Source organism: Sphingomonas sp. BE138, assembly GCF_031456125.1.
Classification (GTDB): domain Bacteria; phylum Pseudomonadota; class Alphaproteobacteria; order Sphingomonadales; family Sphingomonadaceae; genus Sphingomonas.
The window spans coordinates 48,069-69,630 of sequence record NZ_JAVDUC010000014.1; the positions used below are offsets into that span (position 1 = coordinate 48,069).

21 protein-coding genes are annotated in these 21,562 nt (G+C 69.9%); 16 read left to right on the forward strand and 5 right to left on the reverse strand.

Annotated features, from left to right (window positions below; all coding sequences use genetic code 11):
- Positions 1–33: 33 nt before the first annotated feature.
- From J2Y58_RS15735 to J2Y58_RS15790, 12 genes are all read left to right on the forward strand, one after another.
- Positions 34–213, forward strand: coding sequence for a YnbE family lipoprotein (locus J2Y58_RS15735; protein WP_310105026.1), 180 nt, complete (start codon positions 34–36; stop codon positions 211–213).
- Positions 214–216: 3 nt separating this feature from the next.
- On the forward strand, positions 217–594 hold the full coding sequence (locus J2Y58_RS15740) for a YdbL family protein (protein WP_310105030.1): 378 nt from the start codon (positions 217–219) through the stop codon (positions 592–594).
- 264 nt (positions 595–858) lie between these two features.
- Positions 859–1,191 (forward strand): AtpZ/AtpI family protein, encoded by a 333-nt coding sequence (locus J2Y58_RS15745; RefSeq protein ID WP_310105033.1) that lies wholly within the window; start codon positions 859–861, stop codon positions 1,189–1,191.
- 26 nt (positions 1,192–1,217) lie between these two features.
- Positions 1,218–2,006, forward strand: coding sequence for a F0F1 ATP synthase subunit A (locus tag J2Y58_RS15750; protein WP_310105036.1), 789 nt, complete (start codon positions 1,218–1,220; stop codon positions 2,004–2,006).
- A gap of 42 nt (positions 2,007–2,048) precedes the next feature.
- Positions 2,049–2,276 carry a F0F1 ATP synthase subunit C gene (locus J2Y58_RS15755; protein ID WP_019515901.1) on the forward strand — a complete coding sequence of 76 codons (228 nt, stop codon included), beginning with the start codon at positions 2,049–2,051 and terminating at the stop codon, positions 2,274–2,276.
- Between the two features lie 69 nt (positions 2,277–2,345).
- The gene (locus J2Y58_RS15760) at positions 2,346–2,840 is read left to right on the forward strand and encodes an ATPase (protein ID WP_310105042.1); all 495 of its coding nucleotides are present in this window, start codon (positions 2,346–2,348) and stop codon (positions 2,838–2,840) included.
- Positions 2,833–3,450, forward strand: a complete 618-nt coding sequence (locus J2Y58_RS15765) for a hypothetical protein (RefSeq protein ID WP_310105044.1) — start codon at positions 2,833–2,835, stop codon at positions 3,448–3,450. The genes J2Y58_RS15760 and J2Y58_RS15765 overlap by 8 nt, the downstream gene beginning before the upstream one ends.
- 118 nt (positions 3,451–3,568) lie before the next feature.
- Positions 3,569–5,374 carry a DUF885 domain-containing protein gene (locus J2Y58_RS15770; RefSeq protein ID WP_310105046.1) on the forward strand — a complete coding sequence of 602 codons (1,806 nt, stop codon included), beginning with the start codon at positions 3,569–3,571 and terminating at the stop codon, positions 5,372–5,374.
- A gap of 178 nt (positions 5,375–5,552) precedes the next feature.
- A complete protein-coding gene (uvrC, locus tag J2Y58_RS15775) occupies positions 5,553–7,472 on the forward strand; it encodes an excinuclease ABC subunit UvrC (protein WP_310105049.1) in 1,920 nt (639 codons plus the stop codon).
- A 218-nt stretch (positions 7,473–7,690) separates the two neighbouring features.
- Entirely contained in the window at positions 7,691–8,422 is a 732-nt protein-coding gene (recO, locus tag J2Y58_RS15780) for a DNA repair protein RecO (protein ID WP_310105052.1), read from the forward strand.
- Between the two features lie 29 nt (positions 8,423–8,451).
- Entirely contained in the window at positions 8,452–9,504 is a 1,053-nt protein-coding gene (gene leuB / locus J2Y58_RS15785; protein WP_310105054.1) for a 3-isopropylmalate dehydrogenase, read from the forward strand.
- 225 nt (positions 9,505–9,729) lie between these two features.
- The gene (locus J2Y58_RS15790; protein WP_310105057.1) at positions 9,730–10,824 is read left to right on the forward strand and encodes a glycosyltransferase family 2 protein; all 1,095 of its coding nucleotides are present in this window, start codon (positions 9,730–9,732) and stop codon (positions 10,822–10,824) included.
- 3 nt (positions 10,825–10,827) lie between these two features.
- Here the strand turns inward: J2Y58_RS15790 and J2Y58_RS15795 are convergent, their stop codons facing one another.
- Positions 10,828–12,066: a glycosyltransferase family 39 protein gene (locus J2Y58_RS15795; protein ID WP_310105060.1), complete on the reverse strand. Its 1,239-nt coding sequence runs from the start codon at positions 12,064–12,066 to the stop codon at positions 10,828–10,830.
- A gap of 130 nt (positions 12,067–12,196) precedes the next feature.
- Here J2Y58_RS15795 and J2Y58_RS15800 point away from each other — a divergent pair, with 130 nt between their 5' ends.
- From J2Y58_RS15800 to J2Y58_RS15810, 3 genes are read left to right on the forward strand one after another with little or no spacing between them, the layout of a single operon-like run.
- Positions 12,197–13,402, forward strand: a complete 1,206-nt coding sequence (locus J2Y58_RS15800; RefSeq protein WP_310105063.1) for an aminotransferase class I/II-fold pyridoxal phosphate-dependent enzyme — start codon at positions 12,197–12,199, stop codon at positions 13,400–13,402.
- 11 nt (positions 13,403–13,413) lie between these two features.
- Positions 13,414–13,812 (forward strand): Co2+/Mg2+ efflux protein ApaG, encoded by a 399-nt coding sequence (gene apaG / locus J2Y58_RS15805; protein ID WP_310105084.1) that lies wholly within the window; start codon positions 13,414–13,416, stop codon positions 13,810–13,812.
- 4 nt (positions 13,813–13,816) lie between these two features.
- Positions 13,817–14,608 carry a LysR family transcriptional regulator gene (locus tag J2Y58_RS15810; protein WP_310105065.1) on the forward strand — a complete coding sequence of 264 codons (792 nt, stop codon included), beginning with the start codon at positions 13,817–13,819 and terminating at the stop codon, positions 14,606–14,608.
- A 134-nt stretch (positions 14,609–14,742) separates the two neighbouring features.
- On the opposite strand, the gene J2Y58_RS15815 is transcribed toward J2Y58_RS15810, so the two are convergent.
- The 4 genes from J2Y58_RS15815 to J2Y58_RS15830 form a co-directional block, all read right to left on the reverse strand.
- Complete coding sequence (locus J2Y58_RS15815) at positions 14,743–15,951, reverse strand: MFS transporter (protein WP_310105068.1); 1,209 nt, start codon at positions 15,949–15,951, stop codon at positions 14,743–14,745.
- A gap of 71 nt (positions 15,952–16,022) precedes the next feature.
- Positions 16,023–17,975, reverse strand: coding sequence for an EAL domain-containing protein (locus J2Y58_RS15820; RefSeq protein WP_310105071.1), 1,953 nt, complete (start codon positions 17,973–17,975; stop codon positions 16,023–16,025).
- Positions 17,976–18,036: 61 nt separating this feature from the next.
- Entirely contained in the window at positions 18,037–20,397 is a 2,361-nt protein-coding gene (locus J2Y58_RS15825; protein ID WP_310105074.1) for a DUF3772 domain-containing protein, read from the reverse strand.
- A gap of 59 nt (positions 20,398–20,456) precedes the next feature.
- The gene (locus J2Y58_RS15830; protein ID WP_310105076.1) at positions 20,457–21,314 is read right to left on the reverse strand and encodes an SDR family oxidoreductase; all 858 of its coding nucleotides are present in this window, start codon (positions 21,312–21,314) and stop codon (positions 20,457–20,459) included.
- A gap of 36 nt (positions 21,315–21,350) precedes the next feature.
- Between J2Y58_RS15830 and J2Y58_RS15835 the strand changes: the two genes are divergently transcribed.
- The coding region (locus J2Y58_RS15835) for a hypothetical protein (RefSeq protein WP_310105078.1) at positions 21,351–21,562 on the forward strand (212 nt) is incomplete at its 3' end.

Consider the following 21,562-nt stretch of genomic DNA (forward strand, 5'->3'; position numbering starts at 1 on the left):
ACGAACGCGATGCGCCCCACGACCTATAGGATGATGGCGATACTGACTCCGATCGGGCTGTTGGGAGCCGGCGGACTTGGCGGGTGCGTGAACATTTCCGCCCTCGACAAGCCGATCCAGATCAACCTCAACATCAACGTGACGCAGGAAGTGGTGTATCGCCTCGACAACGAGGCCAAGTCGCTGATCCAGCAGAATCCGGGGATTTTCTAAGCCATGCGTATGAAGAGCCTTGCCGTGATCGCCGCGATCGCCGTTGTCGCGATCCCCGTGGCCGCCTGGGCGCAGCGCGACCCGGCCTATGCCGCCGCGCGCGCCGCGGGGGAGGTCGGCGAGCAGCCCGACGGCTATCTGGGCGTGGTGGGGAGCGGATCGGCGTCGCTGCGCGCGCTGGTGAGCAACATCAACATCCAGCGCAAGGCGGCCTATACGCAAAAGGCGCAGGCGTCGGGCGCGACCGTCGAGCAGCTGGCGTTCACCAGCGGGTGCAACCTGATCGCGCAGACGAAGCCGGGCGAGAAGTATCGCGCGCCCGACGGGTCGTGGGAGACGCGCGGGAGCGGCGCGCCGCAGCGCGATCCGCGGTGTGTGTGAGGATCGAAGCCCTCGCTCCGGCGAAAGCCGGAGCCTCTGCGGGTTCGAGCGCGATGTTTGCTGCGGCGGTGCGGGCCATCGCTTGAGACCCCGGCGTTCGCCGGGGTGACGTGAGTGGATAGGGGGCGCCGCGCCCCCCGTATCGCTCGCAACGGTTGACACCCCCCGACCCCCCGTCTAACCGGACCGGGCCTTGGCGGGGCTGCTCGCCGACCGCGCGCGTCCTTTCCCTGGCGGCAACGACAACAGGGTGAGGGTGGCTGCGTGGCGGAGAACGGTTCCGGACGGGATTTCCACGACGCGGACGACCCGCGCCTGACCCAGCTCGATCGTCGACTGGAACAGGCGCGCCGGGACGAAGCGATTCGGCAGGGAACGGTACGCCCCGATGCGGATGCAGGGTATTCGCTCGGCAATCGCGTGCTCGCCGCCCTGATCGGAAGTCTCGTCGGATCGGCGCTGATCGGCTGGCTCTTCGACCGCTGGTTCGGCACCGCGCCCTGGGGGCTGATCGTCATGCTGTTCCTGGGGATCGGCGTGGCCTTCAGGCAGATCATTCGGTTGACGAGCAAGCGTCCGGACGAGCCGGACGTTTGACGTATGTGAGAAGCGGGAACCCGGCAGTGGCGGCAGAAGGCGGCAAGATCGATCCGATGCACCAGTTCCTGATCGAGCCCGTGCTCGGTCGGCCCTGGATCGTGGGCGGTTACGACCTGTCGTTCACCAATTCGGCGCTGTGGATGGTCATCACGCTGGTGACCCTGTGGCTGTTCATGCTGGGCGGGATGAAGCGCGAGCTGGTTCCCGGCCGCTGGCAGGCGGCGGTGGAGGGCTTCACCGGCTTCGTCCAGAACATGCTGACCTTGAACGTCGGGCCGGAGGGCAAGCGCTTCGTCCCGTACGTCTTCTCGCTGTTCATGTTCATCCTGTTCGCCAACGTCCTGGGGCTGATGCCGGTCGGCATCGTGCCGGGCTGGCACCCGTTCACGATCACCAGCCACCTGACCGTCACCGGCGTGCTGGCGATCATCAGCTTCTCGATCGTGCTGATCGTCGGGTTCGGCAAGCACGGCTTCCACTTCTTCAGCCTGTTCGTGCCGCACGGCACGCCGCTGCCGATGATCCCGCTGATCTTCGTCGTCGAGCTGCTGAGCTTCCTGGTGCGCCCGTTCTCGCTGGGGCTGCGACTGTTCGTCGCGATGACCGCGGGGCACATCCTGCTGAAGGTGCTGGCGGCGTTCGTCATCAACGGCATCAACATGGGGCCGGGCTATATCGCGATCGTGTCGCTGCCCAGCTTCGTGCTGATGATCGGCATCACGCTGCTGGAGCTGCTGGTCGCGGCGATCCAGGCGTACGTCTTCGCGCTCCTGACCAGCGTCTACCTGAACGACGCGGTCAACCTGCACTGAGTTTCCTTTTCCACCACTGATTACTGAACGGGAGTTATTACCATGGACGCAAACGCCGCCAAGCTGCTCGGCGCCGGTCTCGCCGCGATCGGCATGGGCATCGCCGCGCTGGGCGTGGGCAACGTGTTCGCCGCCTTCCTCGAAGGCGCGCTGCGCAACCCGGGTGCCGCCGACGGCCAGCAGGGCCGCCTCTTCATCGGCTTCGCCGGTGCCGAGCTTCTGGGCCTGCTCGCCTTCGTGACGATGATCATCCTGGTGTTCGTCGCGTAACATTCACCGTGCCCGGCGCGTGTCCGCACGCGCCGGGTCAGTGATACGACGACCAGCCAAGGGACCGGCATGCCGCAAATCAGTCAGATCGCCGCCACCTACGCCTCGCAGCTCTTCTGGCTGCTCATCACCTTCGGCATCCTGTATTTCGGGATCGGCAAGATGATGGTGCCCAGGGTGCAGGGCGTGATGGAGCTGCGCGAGTCCAGGATCGCGCAGGACCTCGCCACCGCCGAGGCGGCGCGGGTCGAGGCCGACCGGACCGAGGCGGCCTGGAATGCCGAGATGGACGCGGCACGTGCGACGGCGCAGGCCGAGGTCGCCGCGGCGAAGTCGCGTGCGGCCGCCGCGACCGAAGCGCAGCTGCGCAGCGCCGACGCCGATCTGGCGGAGCGTATCGCGCATCACGACGTCGCCATCGGCAATGCCAAGGCCGCGGCGATGGTGAACGTACAGACGATCGCGGCGGACGCGGCGCAGGAGCTGGTGCAGCGCCTGTCCGGAGTCGCGATTCCCCCCGAGGCCGCCAACGAGGCGGTCAGCAGGCAGCTGAACCATGGCTAACGCCACCCCCACGCTGGCGCAGGATATCGAGGCGCAGCCGCTCGAGCACCAGGACATGGCGAACGGCAGCGGCATCCACGCCGGCACCAGCGCCGGCGACGGCGAGTCGCATGCCGCGCCGACCGCGCTCGGCTTCAACGACACCGGCTGGGTCGGCATCGCGGCACTGGTCGTGCTGGTCGGCATGGTCGTGTGGAAGGTGCCGGCGGCGATCGGCGCGATGCTCGACAAGCGCATCGCCGAGATCCGGCACCAGCTGGACGAGGCCGCCGCGCTCCGCAAGGAAGCCGAGGCGCTGCGCGACGAATATGCCGCGCGCGCGCGTGGGGCAGAGGCGGACGCCGCCAAGATGCGCGACCTGGCGAGCCATGAGGCGGCCGAGATCGTCGCCAAGGCCAAGCGCGATACCGAGGTACTGATGGAGCGCCGGACGCGCATGGCCGAGGACAAGATCGCCGCCGCCGAACGCGCGGCGATCGCGGAGGTGCGCGCGCGCACTGCGCAGGCGGCGACTGCCGCCGCCGCGACGCTGATCGCCGAGCGCCACGGTGCCGATGCCGACCGCGCGCTGATCGACCGCGCGATCGCGGGCGTGGGGCGCCTCAACTGACCTGAACCGCGCTGGCCGGGGCGGGCGCGACCGGCGCCTGTCGCCGTGCCGCCCGACCTCCGTTCACCGGCCGTCGGCACCGTGCTTCCCCGCTGCCGGCCAGCAAGGAAGCCCGACCATGCGTTTCTCGATCACCGCCGCCGTGCTGCTCGCCTCCGTCGCGGCATCGACGCTGGCGCAGGCCCCCGCCGCCCCGGTCAGCACCGCGCCGAGCGCCGATGTGCGGCTGCGGCAGCTGTTCCACGACAGCGACGAGGGCAGTCTGCGTCGCAATCCGGTGCAGGCGCTGTTCCGCGGCGACATGCGCTATGCCGACCAGCTCGGCGACTTCTTCTCCGACGCGCATCTCGCCGCCGAGCGCGCGGCGACGGAACGCGACCTGGCGACGCTGGCGACGATCGATCGCGCGGCGCTGACCCCGGTCGTTCGGATCGCCTATGACGTCTTCAAGCAGCAGGCCGAGGTCAATCTGCGCGGCTTCGCGCCCGACCTGCTGGCGCTGCAGATCGTCCGCCCGCTCGACCATTTCTTCGGGCTGCACACCTTCTACCCCGAGCTGGCGTCGGGACAGGGCGCGGCGCCGTTCAAGACGGTCGCGGATTACGACAATAATTTGAAGCGCAACGCGCAATATGCGGTGCAGCTGGACGCGGCGATCGCGCGCTTCCGCGAAGGCATGAAGAGCGGCGTCGTCCAGCCCAAGCTGGTGGTGCGCAACATGATCGCGCAGCTCGACAATCTGCTGGCCGGCGGGGTCGAGGCGTCGCCGTTCTACGGGCCGGTCAAGACCTTCCCGGCGGCGGTGCCGGCCGCCGAGCAGGCGCGGTTGCGCGCCGCCTATGCGCGGCAGATCGCCGAGGTGCTGAACCCGGCGCAGACGCGACTGCGCGACTTCCTGAAGAACGATTACCTGCCGGTCGCGCGCGACAGCGTCGGGCTGTCGGCGATGCCGGGCGGGGCCAGGCTCTACGATTACCTGATCGAGTCGAACACCACGCTGCCGCTGAAGGCCGACGCGGTGCATCAGCTCGGGCTGTCGGAGGTCGCGCGGATCACGCGGGCGATGGAGGCGCAGAAGGCCAAGGTCGGGTTCCAGGGGACGTTGCCTGCGTTCTTCGAATTCCTGCGCACCGACAAAAGGTTCCAGCCGGCCTCGGCGGCGCAGCTGCGCGAAGGATATGAGGCGATCGGGCGGCGCGTCGACGCGCGGGTACGCGAGCAATTCTCGCTGACCCCGAAGACGCGGCTGGAGATCCGCCCGGTGCCGGCGTTCAAGGAGAAGACCGACGCCGGCGGCTCCTACCAGTCGGGCACCCCCGACGGGTCGCGGCCGGGCGTGTTCTATTACAACACCTACGACCTGCCGACGCGCTACATGTGGGAGATGGAGACGCTGTACCTGCACGAAGCGGTGCCGGGGCATCATTTCCAGATCAGCCTGGCGCAGGAGAATGCGGCGCTGCCGGCGTTCATGCGCTTCGGCGGGAACACCGCCTATGTCGAGGGCTGGGCGCTGTACGCCGAAACCTTGTGGCCGCAGCTGGGCATGGAGACCGATCCGTATCAGCGGATGGGCGGGCTGAACGACGAGATGCTGCGCGCGATGCGGCTGGTGGTCGACACCGGCATCCATGCCAAGGGTTGGACGCGCGACCAGGCGATCGACTACATGCTCGCCAACTCGCCGATGTCGCGGACGGACGCGACCGCCGAGGTCGAGCGCTATATCGCGATCCCGGGGCAGGCGCTGGCGTACAAGATCGGGCAGCTGACGATCTCGCGCGTGAAGGCGGATGCGGAGAAGACGCTGGGCGCGCGCTTCGATCCGCGCACGTTCCACGCGCAGGTGCTGGATACCGGCGCGCTGCCGATGCCGGTGCTGGAGACGAAGATCGCCGATTGGGTGAAGGGCGGGGGGCGGTAAGGACCGGTCGCCCCTGCGGAGGCAGGGGTCTATCGCTGCATCGTGCTTTGGGGCGCCTGACACATCAGCGTTGCTCCTTGTGTCAGATCGTTGGATCCATTCGACAGACATGGGCCCCTGCCTCCGCCGGGGCGACGGCTGGTTGCCCCACCCCCGCGCACTTCCTAGATCGCGGGGGATGACAGGCAGCTACGGTCCCCCCGACCGCTTCAACGAGGAAAAGGCCACCTACGCGATCCGCGGAGCCGACGCGCCCGATCTGGAGGCCGGGGTGGCGGCGATCCGCAACGTGTTGAAGACGCTGCCGCTGAAGCCCGGCGTGTACCGGATGCACGACGCCAAGGGCGACGTGCTGTACGTCGGCAAGGCGCGCGCGCTGAAGAACCGCGTCGGCAATTACGTGCAGGTCGAGCGGCTGTCGAAGCGGCTCCAGCGGATGGTGGCGCAGACGCGGTCGATGACGATCGTGACCACCAACAACGAGGCCGAGGCGCTGCTGCTCGAGGCGCAGCTGATCAAGCGCTATCGGCCGGCGTACAACGTGCTGCTGCGCGACGACAAGAGCTTCCCGTTCATCCTGCTGCGCGCCGACCACGACTTTCCGCGCATCCAGAAGCACCGCGGCGCTAGGCGCGCGAAGGGCGATTACTACGGGCCGTTCGCCAGCGCCGGAAGCGTCAACAACACGCTGAACGCGCTCCAGAAGCTGTTCCTGCTGCGCAGCTGTACCGACGGCTTCTTCAAGACCCGCGACCGGCCGTGCCTGCTCTATCAGATCAAGCGCTGCTCCGCGCCGTGCGTCGGGCGGATCGACGAGGCCGGCTATGCCGAGCTGGTCGGGGACGCGAAGAAGTTCCTCGCCGGCAAGGCGACCGACGTGCAGGCCAAGCTGGGCGCGCAGATGCAGGCGGCGGCCGAGAACATGGATTTCGAGCTGGCCGCGATCCTGCGCGACCGGCTGAAGGCGCTGACCTTCATCCAGGGCACGCAGTTCATCAATGCCGAAGGGGTGGGCGACGCCGACATCTTCGCACTGGCGTGCCACGAGGGGCTGATCGGGATCGAGGCGTTCTTCATCCGCGGCGGGCAGAATTGGGGGCACCGCAGCTTCTTCCCCGCGCACACCGCCGACGTGCCCGAGGACGAGGTGCTGACGCAGTTCATGGCGCAATTCTACGAGGAGGTGCCGCCCGCGCGCACGATCCTGATCGACCGCGTGCTGCCCGAGGCGGAGGTGCTGGTGCAGGCGCTGTCCGAACAGGCCGGGCGCAAGGTGGAGATGACGGTGCCGCAGCGCGGGGTGCGCAAGCGGCTGCTCGATCAGGCGACGCGTAATGCCAAGGAAGCGCTGGAACGGCGGCTGGCGGAAAGCACGACGCAGGCGCGGCTGCACCGCGAACTGGCCGATCTGTTCGAACTGGGCGAGCCACCCGACCGCATCGAGGTGTACGACAACAGCCATATCCAGGGCACCAACGCGCTGGGCGCGATGGTCGTCGCCGGGCCGGAAGGGTTCCGCAAGGGCCAGTATCGCAAGTTCAACATCAAGCAGGCTGCGACCGACGACGATTATGCGATGATGCGCGAGGTGCTGACGCGCCGCTTCTCGCGCGCGCTGGAGGAGGACCCGGATCGCGACGGCGAGACGTGGCCCGACCTGGTGCTGCTGGACGGCGGGCGCGGGCAGCTGAACGCGGCGAAAGCCGTGCTGGAAGACCTCGGCATCGAGGACGTCTGTCTGGTCGGGGTCGCGAAGGGACCGCACCACGGGCGCGAGGGGCGCGAGGTGTTCCACTTGATGGACGGGCGCGAACTGACGCTGCCGGTGAATGCGCCGCTGCTGTTCTACTTGCAGCGGCTGCGCGACGAGGTGCACCGGTTTGCGATCGGCGCGCACCGTGCGAAGCGCGCGAAGGCGATCGGCGCGAGCCCGCTGGACGAGGTGCCGGGGATCGGGCCGGCGCGGAAGAAGGCGCTGTTGATGCATTTCGGCACGGGCCGTGCGGTGCGCAATGCGTCGCTGGAGGATCTGCGCAAGGCGCCCGGGGTGAGCGCGGCCGTCGCGCAGCAGGTGTACGATTTCTATCATGCGCGGTGAGGGGTGAGGCTTGCGGCTACCGTCGCCGGTAACGCAGGCGCCTTTGCCGATGCGTGTGCGGAATGGTGGAGCCCGGCCTCTGCACCCACCTCGTCATTCCCGCGTAGGCGGGAATCCAGACGCGCAGGACTGGCGATAGAGCCGCCGCTTCAGAGGTTCTGGATTCCCGCCTTCGCGGGAATGACGGAAGGGCGCGGGAATGACGGGATAGGCGCGGGATGCACCTGACCGCTGACGCGATCCTGCTCTCCGTGCGCGCGCATGGCGAGCATGGGGCGGTGGCGCGGGCGTTGACGCGGGTCGATGGCGTGCGGCCGGGCTATGTGCGGGGCGGTCATTCGCGCGGGTTGCGGCCGGTGTTGCAGCCGGGAAACGTCATCCGCGGCGAATGGCGCGCGCGGACCGCGGAGCAATTGGCGGCGTTGACCGTCGAACTCGTGCACAGCCGCGCCGCGCTCCATGCCGCGCCGTTGCCCGCCGCGGCGCTGGAATGGCTGACCGCGCTGACCGCCGCCGCCTTGCCGGAGGCACAGCCGTATCCGCACCTGCATGACGCCTTGTCGGGCGTGCTCGACGCGATCGAAGCGGCGCCGAGTGCGCGCGGTTGGGCGGCGGCGATGGCGCGATACGAATTGCTGGTGCTGGCGGAGCTGGGGTTCGGGCTCGACCTGTCCGCGTGCGTCGCGACCGGGGCGACCGACGATCTCGCGTTCGTCAGCCCGAAGAGCGGCGGAGCCGTGAGCCGGGCCGCTGCCGCGGGTTACGAGGCGCGGCTGTTCGCCTTGCCGCGATTCCTGAGCGCGGGCGGGGCGGCGGACTGGGACGAGGTGCTGGCGGCGTTGGCGATCACCGGGCATTTCCTGGCGCGCGACGTGCTGGTCGACCGGCGGCGCGACCCGCTGGCGGCGCGGGCGCGGCTGCTCGAGCGATTGCAGAGGGCGGTTGCGTGACGCGCCGGCCCGCGCCATGCGGTGCGGCCATGACATACGGCAAGCTCATCGCGATTCTGCCCGGCGACGGGATCGGCCCCGAAGTGACCGCGGAGGCGCGACGCGTGCTCGACGCGCTCGACCTGGGGCTGGCGTTCGAGGAAGCGCCGGTCGGCGGCGCGGGCTATCGCGCGAGCGGGCATCCGCTGCCCGAGGCGACGATGGCGCTGGCGAAGCGCGCGGATGCGGTGCTGTTCGGTGCGGTCGGGGATCCCGAGTTCGATTCGCTGGAGCGGGCGCTGCGCCCCGAGCAGGCGATTTTGGGCCTGCGCAAGCATCTGACGACCTTCGCCAACCTGCGGCCGGCGAAGATGTTCGCGGGGCTGGAGGATGCCTCGACGCTGAAGCCGGAGGTGGCGACCGCGATCGATCTGGTGATCGTGCGCGAGCTGAACGGCGACGTCTATTTCGGCGCGAAGGGGCGCGGCACCACCGCCGCGGGCCTGCGCGAGGGACACGACCTGATGCGCTATGACGAAGCCGAAGTGCGCCGCATCGCGCATGTCGGGTTCCAGACCGCGGCGAAGCGGCGCGGGAAGCTGTGTTCGGTCGACAAGGCGAACGTGCTGGAGACGTCGCAGCTGTGGCGCGACGTGGTGCTCGAGGTCGCCGCGGACTATCCGCAGATCGAGCTGACGCACATGTATGTCGACAATGCCGCGATGCAGCTGGTGCGCAATCCCGGCGCCTTCGACACGATCGTGACCGGCAACCTGTTCGGCGACATCCTGTCGGATCAGGCGAGCATGTGCGTGGGGTCGATCGGGATGCTGCCGTCCGCGTCGCTGGATGCGCAGGGCAAGGGGCTGTACGAGCCGATCCATGGCTCCGCCCCCGATATCGCCGGGCAGGGCAAGGCCAATCCGTGCGCGGCGATCCTGTCGGCGGCGATGATGCTGCGCCACTCGCTGGCGGCGGGCGACGCGGCGGACCGGATCGAGGCAGCGGTGTCGGCGGCGCTGTCCACCGGGGTGCGGACGCCGGATCTGGGCGGGAGCGCGACGACGCGGGCGATGGGCGACGCGGTGCTGGCGGCGCTGTAGGTTCGGGTCGGGGGGCGTGCAGTTGTCCGAAGGCCCGTCCGATCCGATCGTCACCCCGGCGCAGGCCGGGGTCCACCGTTCCACAGACCCGCGGGCTTCGGCGCTTGCGGCACCGTGGATCCCGGCCTTCGCCGGGATGACGGGAACGGGCGGGCGGAGTGACCCGCCACGTACGTCCTCCCGCTGGGCCCCGGCGTCCGCCGGGGCGATAAGGGCGGGCGGCTGATGCTCGACCTTGCCGTCGTCGTTCCGACCTTCAACGAGCGCGGCAATGTCGCGGCGGTGGTGGCGCGGCTGGAGGCGGCGCTGGCGGGGCTCGACTGGGAGGTGCTGTTCGTCGACGACGACAGCCCGGACGGCACCGCGCAGGCCGCGCGCGACCTTGCGCTGCGCGACCGGCGGGTGCGGGTGATCCAGCGGATCGGGCGGCGCGGGCTGTCCAGCGCGTGCATCGAGGGGATGTGCGCCACCGCCGCGCCGGTCGTCGCGATCATGGACGGCGACCTCCAGCATGACGAGACGCTGTTGCCGCGGATGGTCGCGGCGCTGCGCGACGATCCCACGCTCGACCTGGCGATCGGGTCGCGGTTCGTCGCGGGGGGCGGGACCGGGGAATGGGACCGCGACCGGGTGGCGAAATCGGCGCTGGCGACGCGGATCGCCGGGCTGGTGGTACGCACCGAACTGAGCGATCCGATGAGCGGGTTCTTCGCGATCCGCACCGACGTGCTGCGCGGGCTGGTGCCGAAGCTGGGCGGGATCGGGTTCAAGATCCTGCTCGACATCATGGGCGCGTCGCCGCGCCCGTTGCGGTTCGTCGAGCTGCCGTATGTCTTCCGCACGCGCGCGGCGGGGGAGAGCAAGCTCGATCACGTCGTGGCGATGGAATATCTGATCGCGCTGTACGACCGGCGGCTGGGGCGCGTGGTGCCGGTGCGCTTCGCGATGTTCTCGATGATCGGGGCGCTGGGGGCGGGGGTGCACATGGGCGTGCTGGCGCTGCTGTATGTCGCCGCCGGCCTTCCGTTCCTGACCGGGCAGATCGTCGCGACCTTTGCGGCGATGACGTTCAACTTCTTCCTGAACAACGCGCTGACCTATCGCGACCGGCGACTGCGCGGGACGCGCGCGTTGCTGGACGGGTGGGTGGCGTTCTGCCTGGTGTGTTCGGTGGGGGCGGTGGCGAATGTGGGCGTCGCGGCGTTCCTGCACGACGCGCGGCAGGGGACGTGGGCGGGGTCGGCGCTGCTGGGCGTGCTGGTCGGTGCGGTGTGGAATTATGCGCTGTCGTCGCGGTTTACGTGGGGGCGATATCGTTGAGCGTCACACCCAGCCGGGAAACCACGTCCAGCGGTGGAAGGCGGCGGCGTTGGCCAGCGGCTGGGCGCTGAGCACCGGCAGGAAGTAGAGCCACAATCCGAAGACGAGCAGCAGGTATACCTCGGTCCAGCGCCCCAGCGCCGTGCGCCAGTGATCGAGCGCGACCGCCGTCACGACGCACAGCAGGACGCTGGAGGGATAGTAATAATAATAGAAGCCGAGCGACTTCGGGATGATCGCGAAGATCGCGAGCGAGAAGGTCCACAGCGCGGCGGGAGCGAGCAGGCGGACGGCGCCGGTCTTCACCCAGCCGTGATAGCAGGCCGCGACCGCGACCAGCCCGCCCCACATCAGCGCCGGATTGCCGAGCAGCAGGATGCCGCGTTGCGCACCGTCGACCGGCTCGTAGAGGTACCAGATCGGGCGGATCAGCAGCGGCCACGTCCACCAGTTCGACTGATAGGTGTGCGCGGGCAGCCGCTGCGTCTGGCGGAGGTACATATCCCACTGGAACCGCGGGAGCGTGCCGAGCGTGAGGGCGTCGCTGCCGTAGAAGAAGGCGGGCGCGAAGGTGGCGAAATACGCGCCCATCGACAGCCCGAAGAGCAGGGCGAGCGCGGGTAGCGTGCCGAGCCCCGGCCAGCGCTGCGGTCGATAGTGGCGCATCGCGAGGAAGGTGACCGCCGCGGCGGCGACATACGGCGCGGCGGCCCATTTGCAGGCGGTGGCGAGGCCGAGCAAGATGCTGCCGGCGCTCCACTTCCTGACGCTGCCGTCGTGGATCGCGCTGGCGAGCAGGACCACGCCCCAGAGCAGGAAGGCGACGAGGAAGGTGTCCAGCATCGCGATCCGCGCCTGGATGTAGATCGTGAAACCGAGCAGCGCGAACGCGGTCGCCAGCAGCGCGGCGCGGACGCGGCCGGTGAGCAGATGGGTCAGCGCGAAGACCGCGGCGACCGTCGCGCTGCCCGCCACGGTCGAGGCGAACCGCCATCCGAAGGGGACATCGCCAAATGCCAACATGCTGGCGGCGATCAGCTCCTTGGCCAGCAACGGATGTTCGATGTTGGCGGGGCCGGACAGCGCCAGCAGCGCGCGCGCCGCGGGAAGGTAGTGAACCTCGTCGAAGACCGGTTTGGCCGGGACGGTCAGGCGGAAAAGGAAGATCGCTTCGCTGGCGAGCGCGACCAGCAGCATCAGCAGCCGCGCCGGAAGATGGGGGCGTCGTTCGAAGATCGTCATCGCCGCCCGTTCTTCCCCATGTCGTCCCCGCGTGATCCGCGCCGGATTGCGCCAGCCGCGCGCGCGCGACAAGCCCCGCGGTTGACGGTTTGACTTGTCCTGACCGGCGGAGCGGCGCAAAGCGGGGCACATGAAACGGCACAGCGGACAGGATCGGTCGATCACCCGGCACTGGCGCCCGGCGACGCTCGCGGTACGCGGCGGCACGGCGCGTTCGGAATATGGCGAGACGTCGGAGGCGCTCTTCCTCACCTCGGGTTATTGCTACGACCGCGCGGAGGATGCGGCGGCGCGCTTCGCGGGCGAGCAGTCGGGGATGACCTATTCGCGGCTCCAGAACCCGACCGTCGAGATGCTGGAGCAGCGGATCGCGCTGCTGGAGGGCGCGGAGGCGTGCCGGACGATGGCGACCGGCATGGCGGCGATGACCGCGGTGCTGCTGTGCCAGTTGCAGCAGGGCGACCATGTCGTCGCGGGCCGGGCGGCGTTCGGGTCGTGCCGCTGGCTGGTCGACACGTTGCTGCCCAAGTTCGGCATCCAGACCACCACCGTCGACGCGCGCGACCCGCAGGCGTTCGAGGATGCGGTGAGGCCGAACACGAAGGTCTTCTTCTTCGAGACCCCCGCCAACCCGACGATGGACGTGGTCGACCTGCGCGCGGTGTGCGGGATCGCGCGCGAGCGCGGGATCACCAGCGTGGTCGACAATGCCTTCGCTACCCCCGCGCTCCAGCGGCCGATGGAATATGGCGCAGACGTCACCGCCTATTCCGCGACCAAGATGATGGACGGGCAGGGCCGCGTGCTGGCCGGCGCGGTGTGCGGGACGCAGGATTTCATCGACAACACATTGCTGCCGTTCACGCGCAACACGGGACCGACGCTGAGCGCGTTCAACGCCTGGGTGGTGCTCAAAGGGCTGGAGACGCTCGACCTGCGCATCCGGCGCCAGTCGGAGAATGCGCTGGCGGTCGGGCGCTTCCTGGAGGGCCGCGTGCCGCGGATCCTGCACCCGGGGCTGCCGAGCCACCCGCAGCACAATCTGGCGATGAGCCAGATGGAGGCGGCGGGCGGCATCTTCGCGTTCGAGGTCGCGGATCGCCCGCAGGCGCACGCGCTGCTCAACGCGCTGGAACTGATCGACATCTCGAACAACATCGGCGACTCGCGGTCGTTGATGACGCATCCGGCGTCGACCACGCACTACGGCGTGTCGGCGGAGGCGCGCGCGGAAATGGGCGTGACCGAAGGGCTGCTGCGCCTCAACGTCGGGCTGGAGGACAGCCAGGACCTGATCGACGATCTCGACCGCGCGCTGGGGCAGGTCGGGCTGTGAGCGCGGCCGGCATGGAGGCGCTGTTCGGCGCGGCGGCCACCACCGGCGACGTCACGGTGCGCGTCGCGGTCAGCTACCTGCCCGAACAGTCGGAGCCGGCGCGCGGGCGGTGGTTCTGGGCCTATCACATCCGCATCGAGAACGACGGCACCGGGCCGGTGCAGCTGTTGACGCGGCACTGGATCATCACCGACGGGCGCGGCGCGCGCCACACGGTCGAGGGCGAGGGGGTGGTCGGCGAGCAGCCGGTGATCCAGTCCGAAGGCAGCTACGACTACGTCTCGGGCTGTCCGCTGGCGACGCCGAGCGGGGCGATGCAGGGCAGCTATCGCATGGTTGCGGAGGACGGGCGGATGTTCGACGTCGCGATCCCGCGCTTCACGCTGCTCGCCCCGGCTGAGGCGGAGTGACGCGGTGAAGCGGACGCACCTGCCGTTGAACGGCCTGCGCGTGCTCGACGCCGCGGCGCGCCACCTGTCGTTCACGCGCGCCGCAGACGAGCTGGCGGTGACCCCAGCGGCGGTCGGGCAGCAGATCCGCGCGCTGGAGGATACGCTGGGCGTCGTGCTGTTCCGGCGCACCACCAAGGGTCTGGAGCTGACGCCCGAGGGCGAGGCGGGGCTCGCGCCGCTGCGGCAGGCGTTCCTCGAATTCGAGGAAGCGGTGCGCGCGATGCAGGCGGGGCAATCGTCCAAGTCGCTGACGATCGCCGCGCCGCGCGACGTGACCGAGAAGTGGCTGTTGCCGCGGCTGGCGGAGATCGCGGGCGCTGACCCGGATTTGCGTTTCGCGCTGGTGGCGGCCGACGAGGGAATGGACTTCACCGAGGCGAACCTCGACCTGGCGATCCGCTGGGGCGAGGGACCGGGCACGCACGAGGGCGAGGCGATCGAGAGCGAAGGGCTGGTGACGGTCGAGCGACCGGGCGGCGGCGCGCCGACCGCGATCCTGTGGCCGGGCGCGCCGGATGCGGACGGCGCCGGGCAGGTGCGGGTCGGCGACGCCGGCCTCGCGATCGACGCGGCGGCGGCGGGGCTGGGGCGCGCGACGGTGCCCGAGATGCTGGCGGCGCGCGACATCGCGAGCGGGCGGGTGGTGACGGTCGGCGCGGCGCAGCCGTCGCGGTTCGGTTACTGGCTGGTCGCGCCGACGCCGCAATGGCGGCAGCGCAAGGTGCAGGCGCTGGTCGAGGCGCTGGGCGGGTAGGTTCTCCCGGCTGCGTTCAAGTATTTGCCCGTTCGTGGCGAGCCTGTCGAAGCCTGTCCTGAACGCCTGCCTTGGCAGGCAGCCGAAGGGCGCGTGAGCCGGGCGGAGCGCCTGGGACGCACCCTTCGACAAGCTCAGTGCGAACGGAGCTTTTCGGTCTTGCGAGCCGCGCGCCGCCGCAGCGGCAGTACCGCGAGGCCGCCCGCGAGCGTCAGGGCGGCGAGGACCAGCAGCAGCGCGGTGAAATCGCGCGGGGTGGCCAGCGTCCAGGTCAGCAGCGGGCCGAGCAGCGACGGCAAGGTGTTCGACAGGTTGAGCAGCCCGAGGTCGCGGCCGCGGTGGCGGGGGTCGGGGAGGAGCTGGATCGCATAGGCCTGATGCAGCGCGAGAAAGACGGCGGCGGCGACCGAATAGAGGATGAAGCCGACCGCCGCCGGGGCGGGTCGCGCCCAGAAGGCCATGCCGAGCAGCCCCGCCGTCGCGAGCGCGGCACTGGCGAAAAGAAACGGCGTGCGGTGCGCCGTGCGGTCCGACAGGCGGCCGGCGAGTACGGCGACCGGCAGCGGGAGGATGTAGCTGATCGTGAGCAGCGTGCCGACCTGCGCGGCGAGGGTCGCGGGGGCGATCGCGCCGGCGATGCTCTGGAAATAATAGAGCAGGTAGAGCGACAGCGCGCTGCCCGCGACCTGCACCAGCAAGCGCGCGACGCTGGCGATCCACAATCGCTCCGGCGGGGGGGCGGCGGCGGGCTCGGGTGTCGCTGCGACCGGTGGTCGTCGCGTGGCGAGCAGCGGGGCGAGCGTGGCGATCGACAGCGTGGCGAGCAGCGCCAGCCGCAACGGCTCGCCAAGGCCGGATAGCGCCACGAGCAGCGCCGACACCGCGCCGGCGGCGGGTGGGCCGAGCGCGAGGAGACCGCCGGCCAGCCCGCGCTGTTCGGGCGGAATCTCGTCGGCCATGATCGCCATCATCGGCGCGAGCACGGCGTTGATCGCCAGCTGGAAGAGCAGGATCGCGGCGACCAGTGTCGCAGGGGTCGCGGCCAGCGCGATGAGGACATAGGCGATCGCCAGCACGATCGCGCCGCCCGCGATCCAGCGCCGCCGCCCGCCGCCGCGCGCGACCGAGCGGTCGCTGAGCCAGCCGAAGAGGATGTTGCCGGTGCTGGCGACGATCGCGCCGGCGACGATCGCGACGGTCAGCCAGCCGATCCGCGCCTCGCCCGCCAGCCGCGCCATCCGGAGCGGCAGGAGCAGCGACAGGAGCGGGAGGTAGCCGATCACCGCCCCGGCATGCGCCAGCGAAAAGGCGGCGAGGAGCCGATAGGAGCGCGGGGCCGACATGGCGGCGTCAGGTAGCGGCTGGGGAACGGATGTCGAGGGGCGGGGATCGTCCGCCCGGAAGGACGGACGCGTCAGGCGGCGTGGCGACCGATGATGCGGATCGTCTCGGGAAGCTGCTCGACCGGCAGCGGCTCGGCGAAGAGGAAGCCCTGCACGTGCTCGCAGCCCATCCGCAGCAGCGTCTCGAGCTGTTCGGCGCTCTGCACGCCCTCGGCCACGCACTCGAGCGACAGTGCGCGGCACAGCCCGACCACCGCCTCGACCACCGCCCAGCCGCGTTGCGCCTGGAGGTCGTTGATGAAGCTGCGGTCGATCTTGACCTTGTCGAGCGGAAGCTGGTGGAGGTTGCTGAGGCTGGAATGGCCGGTGCCGAAATCGTCGAGCGCGATCTTCATTCCCATCCGCCGCAATCGTTCCAGCATCCGCGCGGCGGCGGCGGGATCGCGCATCACCGCGGTCTCGGTCACCTCGAACCAGATCCGCGACGGCGCGATGCCGGAGGCGAGCAGGTCGTGCTCGATCGCGGCGAAGGTGGCGGGCGAGTGGAGGTCGCACGCCGAGATGTTGAACGACAGCGCGACCTCGTCCGGCAGCAGCGGCGCGATCGCCAGCCCCTTGCGGAAGACCGACAGGGTGATGCCGTGGATCAGCGTCGATCGCTCCGCGACCGTGATGAAGTCGGTCGGCGCGACCTCGCCGAGCAGCGGGCTGTGCCAGCGCGCGAGCAGCTCGATCGCCTCGACCCGGCCGGTGCGCGGGGCGACGATCGGCTGACCGTACAGGCGAAGCTCGTCGTCGAAGACGCATGCCTGCAACGCCGCCTCGATCGCGCGGTCGCGGCGGATCGCGCTTTCCAGATCGTGGGTGAAGACGCACATGCCGCCGCCCTGCACGCGCTTGGCATGGTAGAGCGCGTAATCGGCGCGATCGAACAGCTCGGTCGCGGCGTGCCCGGCGTCGGGAAACATCGCGATGCCGAGCGACCCGCCGACCGCCAGCGTCAGCTCGCCGATCACAAACGGTTCCTCCAGCGCCTGGCAGAGCCGCGCGCCGACCGCCCCGGCCATCCGTGCGTCGCCGGAGACGAGCAATCCGAATTCGTCGCCGCCCAGCCGGTAGAAGCAGGTGCCGCCGTGGAGAAGCGCGCGCATGCGATCGGCCAGCTGGATCAGCAGGATGTCGCCGACATGATGCCCGAACGTGTCGTTCACCGGCTTGAACCGGTCGAGATCGAGCAGCCCGACCGCGAACGGCCCGGCGGCGCCGCTGTCCACCAGCTCGGCGAGATCGTCCTGGAAGCGGCGGCGGTTGGGCAGCCCGGTGAGCGTGTCGGTGCGCGCCAGCCGCTCGTTCTCCTGGTTCAGGCGGATCAGTTCGTCATGCTGTCGTTTCAGCCGCGTCTGCGAGGTGACCTGCTGGCGGAAATAATCGAAGCCGTTGAACAGCACGCGCAGCAGCACCGTCAGCACCAGCGCGACGTTGATCGCGATCACCGAATACATCACGTCCTGGCGCAGCAGGCAGGCGCCGATGAACGAGGGGATCACGATCAGCCCGACCGGCAAGGCGGCCTGCGGCAGCGCGGCCAGACAGAAGATGCACCCGATCGACGTGGTCGTCAGATAGATCATCACGTGCGCGCGCTGCGCGGCACTGCCGTGCCCGAGCATCGTCAGCGCCCACACGACATAGGCGATCGCCAGGAGTACGCCGAGCATCGTGACCACGCGCAGCTGCCGTCGTGCGCTCGCCGGGCTCGGGGTGGCGGTCCTGCGCGCGCGCAGCCCCCAATAGACCAGCCGGACGCTGCTGAACGCCAGCAGCGCGACGGGGACGACCGTGCCGGAGAACAGCGGCAATCCGGTGCGATGTGTCAGGACGATCGCCAGCGAGTTGACGATCAGCAGCGCGTAGAGGAACGGCAATTGCCGTTGCAGGTTGACCGCCTGTGCCACCGCCAGGCGGGGATCGGAGCCCATGTCGGCATACCAGCGGTACAGCCTCCCGCCTAATCCAGCCTGCACGATCCTTGCTTCCCCCACCCCCATGGAGGCGCCAGACTAACCCGAAGTGGTTAGAGCGCCATTAACTTCGATCCCCGGGCCGTTCGATGAGTTCCATCCGTTGCGCGACTGTACCGATATCGATGCCCTCGGCGCGGAAACGCCGCAGCAGCACGGTCAGGATCGCGCTGCGCGCACCATAGGCGGCGCGTGGCGACGCGACATGGGCGAAGCAGTTGAAGAAGATGCGCCCGTCGGCGATCGAATCGACGAACACCGCCGATTTCGGATCGTCGAGCACCGCGGCCTCGGCGGCGAACGCCTCGGCCATGATCGCGGCGACGCGGTCGGCATCGGCTTCCAGCGGCACCGAGAACTGGATCTGGATGCGCCCGAGCGGGCCGGCGAGCGTCTTGTTGAGCACCGACTTGGTGATGAGTTCGGAGTTGGGGACGATCAGCGTCGAATGGTCGGCGAGCGCGATCTCGGTCGAGCGGACGCTGATCCGCTTCACGTCGCCCTCGTCGGTGCCGACGCGGATCCAGTCGCCGATCTTGATCGGACGCTCGGCGAGCAGGATCAGTCCGGAGACGAAGTTGGAGGTGATCGCCTGAAGCCCGAAGCCGATGCCGACCGACAGGGCGGAGAGCAGCAGCGCGATCCGCTCCACCCCGATCCCCAGCGAGGCGAGCGACCAGATCACCGCCAGCGCGACCCCGACATAGCGCGCGACCAGCCCGACGGAATTGCGCGCCGAACCGTCGAGGTCGGTGGCGGGCAGGTATTTGTTCTCCAGCCAGCCGCGGAACGCGCGAACCATCGCCAGCCCGATGAACAGCACCGCCACCCCGCGCACGACCGCGCCGGGCGACACCGCGATGCCGCCGACCTGCACGCCCTGCGCCAGGAGGCCGAGCCGCGCCACCAGCGTGCCGATCCCGCCGCCGGCCCCGAACGGCACGAAGAACAGCCCGAGCGCGATCAGCGCCAGCGTGACGCGCGCCACCCCCGACAGCAGGACCCCGGCCTGGTCGATCACCGCGCCGCGCAGGCCCAGCCCGCGCGACATGGCACGCCCCAGCGAACTGTCGCGCGCGAAGATCGTGACCGCCAGATCGTCGGCGCCCACCATCAGCAGGTAGGTGGCCGAGGCGAGCACGACACCCCAGCCGATCAGCTGCATCACGAACAGCGCGAAGCCGAGGAAGCCGAGCAGCAGCGCGACGAGCGTCGCCAGCACCAGCACCCACGCCAGCAGCGCGACCGCGCCCAGCCCGGCGCGTGCGGGCGCGTCGCCCGCCGCATCGGCGCGGTTGGCGCGCAACCGTCCGAGCGCGACCAAGGCGCCGGCGAGCACCGCGAGGTGAAGGATGATCTCCAGCACGTGCGTGGCGGCCCGCACCGGCGCGCCGGTGCCGATCGCGTCGTTGATCGCCTCCAGCATGTAGCTGACGAAGGCGGTATCCGCGAGCAGCCAGCTGTAGGGGCGCAGCTCGCTGGCGACATCGTCGGCGATCGGTGCGACCCGCCAGCTCGGGCGATTGCGCATCAGCAGCGCGCCCGTCACCGCCGAGGCGAAACAGGCATAGGTGATGGCGACCGTCAGCGCCTCGGCGATCGACTCCCAGGCGGACGGCAGCAGCCGCGACCAGTGCAAGCCGGCGACGAACAGCGACACCGCCAGGAACGGCGCGACGGTGCCGACCAGCACGCGCCACACCGCGGCGGCCGAGCGGCGCACGCGGTGCCCGGGCGCGTCCTCGATCAGGAAGCGCACCGCGAGCCGGTGCGCCGCTGCGCGACCCGGACCCGCGATCAGCAGCGCGGCGACCAGCCCGAACAGCGCCGGCCACACCAGCGCGCCGCCACGCTGCCGGGCGATCGCGTCGACGCCGTTCGCGACATAGCCTTCGGTGCGCCGTAGGTCGCGTGGCAGCGCCTGCACGACCGACAGCCAGAAGCCCGGCAACACCGGCGACGGCCCATGTGCCGCGATCGTCTGGTTGAAGCGTTCGGTGACGCTTTGGTCGAGCTCGTCGGCGAGCTGCTGCGCCTCCACCCCGATCAGCCGCCCGCGCTTCACGCTCGAATCGAGCATCGTATGCTGTCTGGCGAGCCGCTGGCGTTGCGCGCGCAAATCGGGAGCCTCGGCGGCACTGGCAGGGCCGAGACCGGCGATCCTGGCATCGACCAGCGCCAGTTGCTCGGCGAGATCGCCGGTCGCGGCGGTGGCGGCGACGCGCGCGGCGATGATGCGCTCGCGCAGCGCGTCGCGGGTGTCGTCGTCGACCCGCCCGTCGAGCGCACGATCGACGGTGCGCACGTCGACCTCGGCGCGCGCGAGACGCGTGGCCGGGTCGGGCGTCGCGGATTGCGCCAGGGCCGACGCGGGCGCGAGCGATAGCAGCAGGAGCGCCGCGCGGATCAGGAAGCGGATGTCCATGGCGCGCGGCGATAGCAGAAGCGCCCCGCACGCGCGACGTGCGGGGCGCCGGCGGCGTGTCAGAGGAAGGGACGGCCGCCGGTGACCGGGATCGTCGCGCCGGTGATGTAGCTCGCCTCGTCGCTGGCGAGCATCACATAGGGCGGCGCCAGCTCGGCGGGCTGCGCGGCGCGGCCCAGGGGGGTGTTGCTGCCGAAGCTCTTCACCTTTTCGGGCGGCATGGTCGAGGGGATCAGCGGTGTCCACACCGGTCCGGGCGCGACCGCGTTCACGCGGATCTTCTGCTCGGCCAGCATCTGCGCCAGCCCGGCGGTGAAATTGTGGATCGCGCCCTTGGTGGTCGCATAGGCGAGCAATTGCTCGCTGGGGCTGTCGGCGTTGATCGAGGTGGTGTTGATGATCGACGATCCGGCACGCAGGTGCGGCAATGCGGCCTTCGACAGATAGAACATTGCGTGGATGTTGACCGCAAAGGTCAGCTGCCATTCCTCGTCCGGGATGTCGCCCAGCGCCTGGAAGGTCGCCTGGTGCGCGGCGTTGTTGACCAGCACGTCGATGCGACCGAACGCCTCGACGGTCCGGTCGATCACGGCGCGGGCATGGGCCGGATCGCTGATGTCGCCGGGAATCAGCACGCAGGTGCGCCCGGCGTCCTTGACCAGCCGCCTGGTTTCCTCGGCATCGTCATGCTCGTCGAGATAGGCGATCGCGACGTCGGCGCCCTCGCGCGCGTAAGCGAGCGCGACCGCGCGCCCGATCCCGCTGTCGCCGCCGGTGATCAGCGTCTTGCGATCGGTCAGCCGCCCGTGGCCGACGTAGCTGTCCTCGCCATGATCGGGGCGCGGGTCCATCGCCTCGGTGGCGCCGGGCATCGGCTGCTGCTGTTCGGGATAGGGCGGGGTGGGGCGATCGGTCATGACGGCAAGCTCCTGTAAGGGGGGGGAGGGCGACCAATGAGCCGCCGCCCGGCGCCGTTCCCTCAAGCCACCTCGATCAGCCTGTTTGCAGGCGTAGCGCGGGCGCTGACGCACGATCGTCGCGTCCGGGCAAAAAAAGTGTCATCGAATCGCTTGACCGATGTGGTGGGTATCCGTAGAGGGCGTGTCACCGCAGCGGTGCTGCTCTTTCGGAGCGGTTGCAGCGGTCGCCACATGGACGGACAGCG